The sequence below is a fragment of the Pseudomonas sp. G1002 genome, from assembly GCF_013385455.1.
In the GTDB taxonomy this organism is placed as follows: domain Bacteria; phylum Pseudomonadota; class Gammaproteobacteria; order Pseudomonadales; family Pseudomonadaceae; genus Aquipseudomonas.
Genome location: NZ_JACAPY010000027.1, coordinates 360,008 through 372,244 on the forward strand (window position 1 = coordinate 360,008; position 12,237 = coordinate 372,244).

Annotated in this window: 13 protein-coding genes and 1 other RNA gene; 7 read left to right on the forward strand and 7 right to left on the reverse strand. The window is 63.0% G+C overall.

The window, feature by feature from the left end; genetic code table 11:
• Positions 1 to 162 precede the first annotated feature (162 nt).
• The 6 genes from HX801_RS15920 to HX801_RS15945 form a co-directional block, all read right to left on the reverse strand.
• A complete protein-coding gene (locus HX801_RS15920) occupies positions 163 to 1,167 on the reverse strand; it encodes an extracellular solute-binding protein (RefSeq protein ID WP_003213942.1) in 1,005 nt (334 codons plus the stop codon).
• 95 nt (positions 1,168 to 1,262) lie between these two features.
• Complete coding sequence (locus HX801_RS15925; protein WP_177020368.1) at positions 1,263 to 2,480, reverse strand: 2-octaprenyl-3-methyl-6-methoxy-1,4-benzoquinol hydroxylase; 1,218 nt, start codon at positions 2,478 to 2,480, stop codon at positions 1,263 to 1,265.
• 9 nt (positions 2,481 to 2,489) lie between these two features.
• Entirely contained in the window at positions 2,490 to 2,975 is a 486-nt protein-coding gene (locus HX801_RS15930) for a DUF4442 domain-containing protein (protein WP_177022358.1), read from the reverse strand.
• On the reverse strand, positions 2,968 to 4,155 hold the full coding sequence (ubiH, locus tag HX801_RS15935; protein WP_177022359.1) for a 2-octaprenyl-6-methoxyphenyl hydroxylase: 1,188 nt from the start codon (positions 4,153 to 4,155) through the stop codon (positions 2,968 to 2,970). Before ubiH ends, HX801_RS15930 begins: the two co-directional genes overlap by 8 nt.
• The gene (gene pepP / locus HX801_RS15940) at positions 4,152 to 5,474 is read right to left on the reverse strand and encodes a Xaa-Pro aminopeptidase (RefSeq protein WP_134327504.1); all 1,323 of its coding nucleotides are present in this window, start codon (positions 5,472 to 5,474) and stop codon (positions 4,152 to 4,154) included. The genes ubiH and pepP overlap by 4 nt, the downstream gene beginning before the upstream one ends.
• 20 nt (positions 5,475 to 5,494) lie before the next feature.
• Positions 5,495 to 6,052 carry a YecA family protein gene (locus tag HX801_RS15945; protein WP_003213952.1) on the reverse strand — a complete coding sequence of 186 codons (558 nt, stop codon included), beginning with the start codon at positions 6,050 to 6,052 and terminating at the stop codon, positions 5,495 to 5,497.
• Between the two features lie 139 nt (positions 6,053 to 6,191).
• Between HX801_RS15945 and HX801_RS15950 the strand changes: the two genes are divergently transcribed.
• From HX801_RS15950 to HX801_RS15965, 4 genes are all read left to right on the forward strand, one after another.
• On the forward strand, positions 6,192 to 6,401 hold the full coding sequence (locus HX801_RS15950) for a TIGR02449 family protein (RefSeq protein ID WP_003213954.1): 210 nt from the start codon (positions 6,192 to 6,194) through the stop codon (positions 6,399 to 6,401).
• Positions 6,398 to 6,715, forward strand: a complete 318-nt coding sequence (locus HX801_RS15955; protein WP_003213956.1) for a cell division protein ZapA — start codon at positions 6,398 to 6,400, stop codon at positions 6,713 to 6,715. Before HX801_RS15950 ends, HX801_RS15955 begins: the two co-directional genes overlap by 4 nt.
• Positions 6,716 to 6,745: 30 nt before the next feature.
• A non-coding RNA gene (ssrS, locus tag HX801_RS15960) (6S RNA) lies at positions 6,746 to 6,924 on the forward strand.
• A gap of 56 nt (positions 6,925 to 6,980) precedes the next feature.
• Positions 6,981 to 7,610: a 5-formyltetrahydrofolate cyclo-ligase gene (locus tag HX801_RS15965; protein WP_102604083.1), complete on the forward strand. Its 630-nt coding sequence runs from the start codon at positions 6,981 to 6,983 to the stop codon at positions 7,608 to 7,610.
• A 7-nt stretch (positions 7,611 to 7,617) separates the two neighbouring features.
• On the opposite strand, the gene HX801_RS15970 is transcribed toward HX801_RS15965, so the two are convergent.
• Complete coding sequence (locus tag HX801_RS15970; protein ID WP_003213959.1) at positions 7,618 to 7,767, reverse strand: hypothetical protein; 150 nt, start codon at positions 7,765 to 7,767, stop codon at positions 7,618 to 7,620.
• 196 nt (positions 7,768 to 7,963) lie between these two features.
• Between HX801_RS15970 and HX801_RS15975 the strand changes: the two genes are divergently transcribed.
• The 3 genes from HX801_RS15975 to rbbA all read left to right on the forward strand — a co-directional run bounded on the left by HX801_RS15975 (position 7,964) and on the right by rbbA (position 12,236).
• Positions 7,964 to 8,413 (forward strand): EVE domain-containing protein, encoded by a 450-nt coding sequence (locus HX801_RS15975; RefSeq protein WP_177022360.1) that lies wholly within the window; start codon positions 7,964 to 7,966, stop codon positions 8,411 to 8,413.
• A 140-nt stretch (positions 8,414 to 8,553) separates the two neighbouring features.
• Positions 8,554 to 9,519 (forward strand): HlyD family secretion protein, encoded by a 966-nt coding sequence (locus tag HX801_RS15980; protein WP_003213963.1) that lies wholly within the window; start codon positions 8,554 to 8,556, stop codon positions 9,517 to 9,519.
• Positions 9,516 to 12,236, forward strand: a complete 2,721-nt coding sequence (rbbA, locus tag HX801_RS15985; RefSeq protein WP_177022361.1) for a ribosome-associated ATPase/putative transporter RbbA — start codon at positions 9,516 to 9,518, stop codon at positions 12,234 to 12,236. The genes HX801_RS15980 and rbbA overlap by 4 nt, the downstream gene beginning before the upstream one ends.
• The last annotated feature ends 1 nt before the right edge of the window (position 12,237 follow it).

The window sequence follows — 12,237 nt, forward strand, 5'->3', positions numbered from 1 at the left end:
GCGCTAACCAATGTGGGAGCGGGCTTGTGTGGGAGCGGGCTTGCTCGCGAAAGCGGCGTGTCAGTCAACGCCTATGTGACTGATACACCCTCTTCGCGAGCAAGCCCGCTCCCACACAAACCCGCCCCCACATTTAGATCGGCGGCGCCTTGCAAATTGTATCTAGTTCCAGCCAGCGCGATCCATCAAGCGAATCGCCTCAGCCTGACGCTTGCCCGCCACTTCCACCGGCAATGTGTCAGCTACAAACTTGCCCCAGGTCGCCACTTCCGCCGACGGCGGCACCGCCGGGTTGGCCGGGAATTCCTGGTTCACATCCGCAAAGATCTTCTGCGCTTCCGGCGTGGTCATCCACTCCACCAGCGCCTTGGCTGCTTCCGGGTGCGGTGCATGCTTGGTCAGGCCGATGCCCGACAGGTTGACGTGCACCCCGCGGTCGCCCTGGTTCGGCCAGAACAACTTCACCGCCAGGTCCGGCTTCTGCTTGTGCAGGCGGCCGTAGTAGTAGGTGTTCACGATGCCCACGTCACACTGCCCGGCGTTGATCGCTTCCAGCACGGCAATGTCATCGGAGAACACGTCGGTGGACAGGTTGTTGACCCAGCCCTTGACGATTTCTTCGGTCTTGGCCGCGCCGTGGGTTTCGATCAGGGTGGCGGTCAGCGACTGGTTGTAGACCTTCTTCGCGGTGCGCAGGCACAGGCGGCCTTCCCACTGTTTGTCGGCCAGGGCTTCGTAGGTGGTCAGGTCGCCCGGTTTCACGCGATCGGTGGAGTAGGCGATGGTCCGCGCTCGCAGGCTCAGGCCAGTCCAGGCATGGGCCGAAGAACGGTATTGAAGGGGAATATTCTTGTCGATCACCGCAGAGGTGAACGGCTGCAGGATGCCCATCTGCTCGGCCTGCCAGAGGTTGCCGGCGTCGACGGTGAGCAGCAGGTCGGCGGTGGCGTTTTCACCTTCGGCCTTGATGCGCTGCATCAGCGGCGCTTCCTTGTCGGTGATGAACTTCACCTGCACGCCGGTCTTCCTGGTGTAGGCGTCGAACACCGGCTTGATCAGTTCGTCGATGCGCGAGGAGTAGACCACGACCTCATCGGCCGCCTGCACGGTGGTGCTGCCGATAAGAGTGAGTGCCAGGGCAGTCAGGAGGCGCTTGGGTGCCAGCATGGGTGCGGTCTCTCATTTGCAAAAAGAGCGCAAATGATAAGGACTCACATTTGGTAACGCTCAACGGAGCCGTTACCAGATGTTGCACAGCACCCTCAGGCCTTGGCCAGCTCCGGCAAATCCCCGGTCAAACCCAATGCCTGACGCACAAACAACGCCTTGGCCTCCGGCATCTGCTCAACCACCTTCAGCCCTGCATTACGCAGCCAGCGCAACGGCAGTTGATCGGCCTGGAACAACCGCTCAAAGCCTTCCATCGCCGCCATCAGCGCCAGGTTGTGGGGCATGCGCCGACGCTCGTAACGGCTCAGCACCTTCACATCCGCCAGGCGCTCGCCGCGCTCGTTGGCCGCCAGCAGCACCTCGGCCAGCACCGCCGCATCGAGGAAGCCCAGGTTCACGCCCTGCCCCGCCAGCGGATGAATGACGTGGGCCGCGTCGCCAATCAATGCCAGGCCTTCGGCCACGTAACGTTTGGCGTGGCGCTGACGCAACGGCACGCACAGCCGTGGATCGGCGCTTATCACGCTGCCCAGGCGGCCTTCGAAGGCATTTTCCAGTTCACGGCAGAAGCTTTCATCGTCCAGCGCCATCAAGCGCTCGGACTCACTCGGGGTGGTCGACCAGACGATCGAACACCAGTCTTCCTGCCCGTCCCGCACCAGCGGCAGGAATGCCAGCGGGCCATTGTCGGTAAAACGCTGCCAGGCCGTCTTTTGATGCACCTGGCTGCTGCGCACACTGGTGACGATGGCGTTGTGCAAATAATCCCACTCACGGGTAGCGGTGCCGGTCAGGCGACGTACTGCCGAGTTGGCACCGTCCGCCGCGACCACCAGCGGCGCGCGCAAGGTGCGGCCATCGGCGAGGGTCAGCAGCCAGTCATCGCCGGAGCGGCGCATCTGTTCCAGGCGCGCATTGGCCAGCAGGCCGAGGTCGCAGTCGTGCAGGCGGTCGAGCAAGGCGTCCTGGACCACACGGTTTTCAACGATATGCCCCAGCACCTCGGCATGCACGCTGGCCGCCGAGAAGTGGATCTGCCCGGTGCCGCTGCCGTCCCACACCTGCATCTCGCCGTACGGGCTGGCACGTCGCTCGACAATGCCGCCCCACACGCCAAGGCGCTCGAGGATGCGCTGGCTGGCGGCCGACAAGGCGCTCACCCGCGGTTCGAACGCAGCATGAGGGTCGAACGGCTTGACGCTCAGGGGGCTGCCGTCGAGCAGCAGCACCTGCAGGCCACTGCCCTGCAACGCCAGCGCCAGGGCGCTTCCGACCATTCCGGCCCCGACAATCAGCACATCTGCGCGCATGTCCATGCTTTAAGCCTGTCTCGATTGCAGCTTGCGCCGCACGTAAAGGGTTTTGTCGACCCGCGCCACCAGGGTGCCGGAGCCGTCATGAATCTGTACCTTGAGCTGCTGTAAATACTTGTCGCCGCTGGCGGTGTGCTGGCGAATCTCGTCCAGCAACGCTTGGTCGATGGAAAATTCGGCGAACACCGGGCCTTTGCCCGGCGAGATAAAGTCGATAGCGGCAGCCTTGTCCCAGACAATGTAGTCGCCGCCCAGGTTCTCCATCAGCATCAGCATGTAGAACGGGTCGACCATCGAATACAGGCTGCCGCCAAACTGCGTGCCGACGTAGTTGCGGTTGTACCAGCCCAGGCCCATGCGCACCTTGACCTCGCGGAAATCGCTGCCGATGTGCAACACCCGAACTCCGGCCCCGAGGTACGGCGGGTACAGGGTCATGATCCAGCGCAACAGCCGCGCCTTGCCCAGGCGTCGGGTCAGCCACTCACGCATCGGGACGGGTGCCCAGGCCCATGGCCTGGCGCGCGAACCAGCGCTTGGCCGGCGGCAGCAAGTCGAGGCCCAGCAAGCCCATGTTGCGGCCCAGCGCGACCAACGGTTGCGCACTGCCAAACAGGCGGGTGACCTGATCGGAGAAGCCGACGGTGAGTTTCTGGTCCATGCGCTGACGCTCGCGGTACGCCTGCAGTGTCGCCAGGTCGCCCGGAATCGCCGGCCCGGCCAGCAGCGCCTCGGCCAACGCGTAGGCATCCCGCAGGGACAGGTTGAAGCCCTGACCGGCAATCGGGTGCAGGCTGTGGGCGGCATTGCCAAGTACGGCCAGATGAGAGCGCACTTGTTCTTCCGCTTCCACGAGCGTCAGCGGGTACAGGTGGCGCGCACCGACTTGCTTGAGGGTGCCCAGGCGGTAGCCGAACACGCCCTGCAGTTCACTCAGGAAGCTGCGTTCGTCCAGCTCGGCCAGGCGCTTGGCGTCCATGCCGATGCGGGTCCAGACCAGCGCGCAACGGTTGTCCGGCAACGGCAGCAAGGCCATCGGGCCTTCGTCGGTGAACCGCTCGAACGCCTCGCCGTTGTGGGCCTCGCTTGGGGTGATGTTGGCGATCAGCGCGCTCTGGTTATAAGGCCGCTTTTTAACGCCGATGCCCAGTTGCTCGCGCAAACCTGAGCGACCGCCATCGGCCAGCACCGCGAGGTCGCACTCCAGCACGGTTTCGTCATTGAGGGTCAGGCGGTAGCCATCGGTAAGCGGCTCCATGCGCGTAACTTCCGCCGGGCAACGCCAACTGACCACGTCCTTGTCCAGGCCTTGCCACAGGCATTGGCCGAGCCAGGCGTTTTCCACCACGTAGCCAAGCGCCGGCACGCCCTCTTCCATGGCCGACAGGCGCGCAGTAGAGAAGCGGCCACGGTCCGACACATGAATCTGTTTGATCGGCTCGGCGCGGCGAGAGATTTCCTGCCACACGCCCAACCGTTGATAGATCTGCCGCGCGCCAAAGGACAGCGCTGAAGAACGCGCGTCATAGCTCGGCTGGTAGCTGTCGCCGGGGGCAAACGGCTCGATCAGCACGATCTTCCAGCCCCGGGCCTTGGCCCCGGCCTGCAAGGCCAATGCGAGGCTGGCACCCACCAGGCCGCCGCCGATAATCGCCAGGTTGACCCGGCTCATCGGGCGCTCGCCATCAATGCTTCGATCTCGGCGACGGACTTGGGCACGCCACCGGTCAGAATTTCACAGCCTTGCTTGGTCACCACCACGTCGTCCTCGATGCGTACGCCAATGCCACGCCATTTCTTCGCCACGTTCTGGTTGTCCGGCGAGATGTAAATCCCCGGCTCCACGGTCAGTGCCATGCCGACTTCCAGCACCCGCCACTCGCCGCCGACCTTGTATTCGCCGACATCGTGCACATCCATCCCCAGCCAGTGGCCGGCGCGGTGCATGTAGAAGGCTTTATAGGCTTCACTGGCGATCAATTCGTCGACGTCACCCTGCAACAATCCCAGCTTCACCAACCCGGCAGTGATCACTTGCACCGTCGCCTCGTGGGCCTGGTTCCAATGCTTGTTCGGGGCGATTTCGGCAAAGGCGGCTTCCTGGGAAGCCAGCACGATTTCATAAATCGCCTTCTGCTCGGCGGAAAACTTGCCGCTCACCGGCCAGGTGCGGGTGATGTCGCTGGCGTAGCAGTCGATCTCGCAGCCGGCGTCGATCAGCACCAGGTCGCCGTCCTTGAGCAGCGCGTCATTCTGCTGGTAATGCAGGATGCAGCTGTTGCGCCCCGAGGCGACGATGGAACCATAGGCCGGCATCTTCGCCCCGCCCTTGCGAAACTCGTAGTCGAGCTCCGCTTCCAGGCTGAACTCATGCAACCCGGCGCGGCTGGCCTGCATCGCCCGTACATGGGCCGCGCAGGAAATCCGTGCCGCCTCGCGCATCACCTTCACTTCTGCCGCCGATTTATACAGGCGCATGTCGTGAAGCAGATGATCCAGGGCAACAAATTCGTTCGGTGGCTGGGCGCCGAGGTGCGCTTTGGAGCGGATCACGTTGATCCACTCCATCAGGTGCCGGTCGAATTCGGCATTGCTGCCCATGGCCGAATACACTCGGTCACGGCCTTCGATCAGGCCGGGCAGGATGTCGTCGATATCGGTAATCGGGAAGGCGTCATCGGCGCCAAAATCGCGGATCGCGCCTTCGGTGCCCGCTCGCAGGCCGTCCCACAGTTCGCGCTCGGCGTTGCGTTCGCGGCAGAACAGCACGTACTCGCCGTGTTGGCGGCCGGGCATCAGCACGATCACCGCCTCCGGTTCGGGGAAGCCGCTCAGGTACTGGAAGTCGCTGTCCTGGCGGTAGACGTGCTCGACGTCACGGTTGCGGATGGCTACCGCGGCCGCCGGCAGGATGGCGATGCTGTTGGGTTCCATCTGCGCCATGAGCGCCTTGCGGCGCCGGGTGTATTCCGCTTTGGGGATATGGATCATGGGCAGATGGGCTTCCTTTCTTAGTGCAGCGACGGCTTGGGTGCAGCGGGCTCAGCCGATTTACGGGTCTCGGTGAACAGCAGCAGCGGCGCGACGCGCAGGTATTCCATGACTTCCATGTAGTCGCTTTCGCCGTCTTCGGACTCTTCCAGGGCGTCTTGCACCTGAGAGATGGCGGCCAGGTCCTGCAGCACTTCCTGGGCATCGGTGCTCAGGTCGAGGCCGCCGGCGTTCACGCCGAAACCGTGGAGGAAGCCTTGGCACCATTGGCCCAACGCGGCGGCGCGCTCGGTGAGCGGCGCGTCATCGGTAGGCAGCAGCAGGACGACGGTGACGTCATCACCGGTCAGCTCGCCTTTAACCATCTCTTGCAGGCCGATGAGCGCATTGCGCACGTTTTCGGTAGGCTCGGTTTCCAGCAGCTCGGCGACGTCGGCCAGCCAGTTGTCGGCATCAAAGCCGACACCGGTGCAACTGCGGCCCAGCAGCACGCCGTGCAGTTCGGCAGGCGAGCAAGGATGACCGCTGGAACTCAGCAGTTTGGAAAAAGCATCGTACGGGGAGTTCTGAATGGGCATGGTGAGCTAGGCGCCAGACGGCGCAATGTCTAGAATGAAGCGCTGTATCCTAGCATCGGCAGACGTACCAAGACTATCGAGGGCGTCAGATCGTTTATCCAGCAGTTGCCATTCATCAGACAAAATCCAGTGGAACCCAATGGAAGACACCGACCTGCAAGCGCTGATGGCCAGACTCGAGCTGCTAATTAACCGGGTCGAGCAACTTAAGAGCCAAAACGGACTCCTATTAGCTCAGGAAAAGACCTGGCGCGAGGAACGCGCTCACCTCATTGAAAAAAACGAAATCGCCCGGCGTAAGGTCGAATCGATGATTTCGCGCCTGAAGGCCCTGGAGCAAGACTCATGAGTTCAAGCAATAGCGTCACCGTGCAGATTCTCGACAAAGAATATTCGATCATCTGCCCCCAGGAAGAACGCAGCAACCTGGTGAGCGCTGCCCGCTACCTGGACGGCAAGATGCGCGAAATCCGCAGCAGCGGCAAAGTCATCGGCGCCGATCGCATCGCCGTGATGGCCGCCCTGAACATTACCCACGATCTGCTGCATAAGCAGGAACGGCCTGACGTGCAGGCCAGCGGCTCGACGCGCGAGCAGGTGCGCGACCTGCTGGAGCGGGTCGATCTGGTACTTTCTACCGATCCAGAGCCACCCAAGGGCTGATTGCGGCGTCGGTTTCGGGTATACTCGCCCCACTCCCTGGCGTGCTTGCCAGTCGGCGATGTCCCTGAGCCGATTCGCACTACCCTGGAAGTTACACGTTGGGCTGGTGTGCATGTCCGCTAGACGGAAAGCCTTAAAGCCTACTGTTTCTTCCACCTTGAACTTTCGGGTTCAAGGGCTAAGTCGACAGCGGTTCTGTCGGGGAGCCTGATTCCCAAATCCAATGCCAGTCCCAGGACTGGCATTGTTTTATGAGCCGAAAACCATGACCGAACCTGCGCCGCTTTCCCGCCCGCAACTTCGACGCATGCTGCGCAAAGCCCGCCGCGCCCTGACGCCAAGCGAGCAACGCCAGGCCGCCCTGGGCCTGTATCGGCAACTGGCACAGCACCCGCTGTTTCGCCGGGCCAAACACCTATCCTTATATCTACCGACGGACGGTGAAATCGACCCGCGCCTGCTGCTGCGCGCTGCACAGCGCCGGGGCAAGGCGACGTACCTGCCGGTGCTCAGTGCATGGCCGCGAACCAAGATGGTATTCCAGCGAGTGCGCCCCGGCGAAAAGCTGAGGCCCAACCGTTTTCGCATCCTCGAGCCCCAGGTAAATGCCAGCCGGCAACGCAAGGTCTGGGCGCTGGACCTGGTGCTGCTGCCACTGGTTGGTTTTGATGATGTGGGCGGACGGTTGGGCATGGGCGGCGGGTTTTATGACCGCAGCCTGGCCTACATGGCTCGCCGGAAATCCTGGCGCAAGCCGACGCTGTTGGGCCTGGCCCATGAATGCCAGAAGGTCGAACGATTGGCACAGGCAAGCTGGGATGTACCGCTTGAGGGCACAGTCACCGATAAGGATTGGTATATAGCAGAGACGCTACTGGAATCAGCAGCGCCTTGAAGACGGGTCAGCGTTTGAACGGTTGCGGCTGTTGCTGTGCGAGTTCAATCGGTGCGTCAGTCTTGTTCGACCACAAGCTCTGCGCATAGCCGGTGGTCACAACGCCCAGGCCGAACAAAATAACCAAAATCCATAGTAAATCCGGTTTGCGTTTCATCGATTGCCCCCCTTCAGGCATCTTGCACACGATGACAGCAACGTTCCATTAGTAGTCCGTGCCAGCTGCGTCAAGCTCAAAACCCCGGCATTCTGCGTTAACGTGAACCAACACGCAAACCTTGACGCCAACCGACTGTCGGTTTGTCATAAAATTGCAGGACAACTTTCCCAATCGACTTTTGAGGAGCGAAAACATGGCCTATTGGCTGATGAAATCCGAGCCCGATGAACTGTCCATCAAGGGCCTGGAAAAGCTCGGCGAGGCCCGGTGGGACGGGGTGCGCAACTACCAGGCGCGGAACTTCCTGCGGGCGATGGCGGTGGGTGACCAGTTCTTCTTCTACCACTCCAGCTGCCCGGAACCGGGGATTGCCGGCATCGGTAAAATCGTCGAGGCAGCCTACCCGGACCCGACCGCGCTGGAGCCCGACAGTCATTATTTCGACGCCAAGGCCAGCCCTGAAAAAAACCCGTGGAGCGCGATCAATGTTGCCCACGTCGAGACCTTTGCGGAGGTCCTGGGGCTGGGCTATCTGAAACAGCAAACCGCCCTCGCCGAGTTGCCCCTGGTGCAAAAAGGCAGCCGCCTTTCGGTGATGCCGGTCACCGCCGAGCAATGGGCCGCCGTACTCGGCCTGCGCTGAAACAGCAGAACCCTGCGGTCACGCCCATGGCGCATGCATCTGCGCGCCAACCGGGTTAGGCTGGCGCTTCATTTGACCCGCATCAAGGGCCTCCGGGCAGGATCGGTCAAACTAGGACGCTAACGCCGCAGGATGCACCCATGTCGACGAACCACCGTACCTCCCATCTTTTCGCCATTCCATTGATTGTCTTGCTGCTGGCCGCCGGCGGCTTCGGCTATTGGCAATCCACCCAGGACCGCCTGCCCGAAGGCTTGAGCATGGGCAATGGCCGGCTGGAATCGACTGAAGTGCAGATCGCCGCCAAGATCCCCGGTCGCCTCGCCGAAGTGCGGGTGGACGAAGGCGACAAGGTGCTCAAGGGCCAACTGCTGGCGCGCATGGACACCCGCACCCTGGAAGCCCAGCGCGCCCAAGCCGAAGCCGAAGTGCTGCGGGCCAGGGAGAATTTCGCTGCTGCCGAAGCCAATGTGCAACTGCGCCGGAGCGAACAACTGCTGGCCAGCCAGGAACTCAAGCGCACCCAGGAGCTGTACAAGCGCGGCTTCGCCAGCGGCCAGCTGATCGACCAGCAGCAGGCCCGGCAAAACACCGGCAACGCTGCCGTGGTCGCCGCCCAGGCCCAGGTCAATTCGGTAAAGGCCGCCATCGGCGCCGCCCAGGCTCAGGTCGCCCAGCTCACCAGTGAAATCGAAGACAGCAGCCTGCGGGCGCCTATCGACGGCATCATCCAGCTGCGCCTGGCCGAACCCGGCGAAGTGCTCGGCGCGGGTGGTCGCGTGTTACTGCTGATCGACCCCAACGACCAATACATGAACCTGTATCTGCCCGCTTCGGTAACCGGCGCCCTGACCGTCGGCAGTGAGGCTCGGATCGTCCTCGACGCCCTGCCGAAGCAACCGCTGCCGGCGAAAATCAGCTTCGTCGCCGCCAAATCGCAGTTCACCCCCAAGGAAGTGGAAACCCGCGACGAACGTCAGAAGCTGGTGTTCCGGGTCAAGCTGCGCCTGACCCAACCAAGCGCCGTGCCCCAAGCCAAACCGGGCATGCCCGGCGCCGGCTATGTGCGCACCGCTGACCTGGACTGGCCGGCCAACCTGCAATGAGCGGCCTGGCGCTGCACGCCACGGGGATCAACCATCGCTACGGCAAGCAACAGGCGCTGATCGACATCGCCTTCAGCCTGCCTGCCGGCACACGCTGCGGCCTGATCGGCCCGGACGGCGCCGGCAAGTCGAGCCTGCTGGGCTTGATCGCCGGGGTCAAAAAGCTTCAACAGGGCGAGCTGGAAGTACTCGGTGGCGCCATCGAAGACCGCCGCCACCGCAACAGCCTGTACCCGCGTATCGCCTTCATGCCTCAAGGCCTGGGCGGTAACCTCTACCCCGAGCTGTCCATCAGCGAAAACATCCGGTTCTTTGCCACGCTGTTCGGCCTGTCAAAAGCCGATTGCGACCAGCGCATGCACAACCTGCTGCTGGCCACTGACCTCGCACGCTTCGCCGAGCGACCTGCCGGCAAGCTCTCCGGCGGCATGAAGCAGAAACTCGGCCTGTGCTGTGCGCTGATCCACGACCCGGACCTGTTGATCCTCGACGAACCCACCACCGGCGTCGACCCGCTGTCCCGTCGACGCTTCTGGGAACTGGTGGAAACCGTACGCAGCGAACGCCCGCAGCTCACACTGCTGGTGGCCACCGCCTACATGGAAGAAGCCGAGCAGTTTGAACACTGCCTGATGCTCGACCGCGGCAAGCTGATCGCCGACGGCCTGAGCAGCGAACTCGCCGCCGCGACGCCCAGCGGCAAACTGGATGAAGCCTTCACCCATTTCCAGGGCGACAGTGCCCATAACAATGAACCGCTGGTGATTCCGCCCCGGCAAAGCGACAACACCGACATCGCCATCGAAGCCCACGACCTGACCCTGCGCTTCGGCGACTTCACGGCAGTCAACAAGGTCAGCTTCGCGATTGGCCGGGGCGAGATCTTTGGTTTCCTCGGCTCCAACGGCTGCGGCAAGACCACCACCATGAAAGTCCTCACCGGGTTGATGCCCGCCACCGAGGGCACCGCCACGCTGCTGGGCAACCCGGTCAACGCCAAGGACCTGGCCACCCGCAAGCGCGTGGGTTTCATGTCGCAAAGCTTCTCGCTGTACGGCGAACTCAGCGTGCGCCAGAACCTGGTGCTGCATGCGCAGTTGTTCGACCTGCCCAAGGCCGAGAGCGGCCAGCGCATCGACGAATTGATCAAGCGTTTTGACCTGGGCGACGTTGCCGAGCAGCCGTCCGGCGAGTTGCCGCTGGGCCTGCGCCAGCGCTTGTCCCTGGCGGTGGCGGTGCTGCACCGCCCGGAAGTGCTGATCCTCGATGAGCCGACCTCGGGCGTCGACCCGGCCGCGCGGGATGACTTCTGGCGGCTGCTGATCGAACTGTCCCGGGAACAGGGCGTGACGATCTTCCTGTCCACCCACTTCATGAACGAAGCCCAGCGCTGCGACCGCATCTCGCTGATGCACGCGGGCAAGGTGCTGGCCTGCGACACGCCGGACGCGCTGCAACAGCAGTTCCACGGCGAAACCCTGGAAGCGGCGTTCGTCACCTGCCTCGAACAGGCCCAAGGCGCGCCCGAAGCGACCACCGCGCCCTCCGAAACCGTCAGCGAACCCATGGCCCCACCCGTCAGCAAACGCGGGTTCAGCGTCGCCCGCCTGTTGGCCGTGGCCAGCCGCGAAGGCAAGGAACTGCTGCGGGACAAAGTGCGCATGGCCTTCGCCCTGTTGGGGGCGATTTTCATGATGGTGATCTTCGGCTACGGCATTTCCCTGGACGTGGAGAAACTCGCCTTCGCCGTCTACGACCAGGATCAGACGCCGCAAAGCCGGGCCTACTTGGAAGCCTTTCGCAGTTCGCGCTATTTCGCCGAACAGTCGCCGATCACTGACTCCAACGAACTGCACAAACGCCTGCAGCGCTCGGAGATCAAACTGGCGCTGGAGATTCCGCCAGGGTTCGGCCGCGATCTCTACGCCGGCCGCCAACCCGCCGTGGCCGCCTGGCTCGATGGCGGCATGCCGTTCCGTGCGGAAACCAGCCGCAATTATGTCGAGGCCGTGCACCAGGCCAACCTCCAACAACTGGCCGAACTGAACAGCACACCACTGAATCAGCAAGCCGCCGCCAAACTGGAAACCCGCTTTCGCTACAACCAGGACGTGGTCAGCGTGAACGCTATCGGTCCCGGCGTGATGGCGCTGATCCTCGCGTTTATCCCGGCGATGCTCACGGCCCTGGGGATCGTGCGCGAGAAGGAACTGGGCTCCATCACCAACTTCTACGCCACACCCCTGACCCGCCTGGAATTCCTGTTGGGCAAGCAGGCGCCGTACCTGGCCGTGAGCCTGATCAACCTGGGCCTGCTGGTGGCGATGAACCGCTGGCTGTTCGGCGTGCCGTTCAAGGGCAGCGGCGTGACCCTGGCTTTCGGCGGCCTGCTGTATGTGCTGGCCACCACCAGCATGGGCCTGCTGATTTCCGCGTTCACCCGCACCCAGATCGCAGCGATCCTCGGCACCATGATCATCACCAGCCTGCCGACCATCCAGTTCTCCGGGCTGATCGTGCCGCGCTCGTCCCTGGAAGGCGCCGCCGCGTTGATGGGCATGTTGTTCCCGGCGGGCTACTTCCTCGACATTGCGGTGGGCACCTTTACCAAGGCCCTGGACCTGCGTCAGCTATGGCCACAGTGCCTGGCGCTGTTCGGGTTTTTCCTGGGGTTCACCGGGCTTAGCCTGATCATGCTCAAGAAGCAGGAGGCCTGAG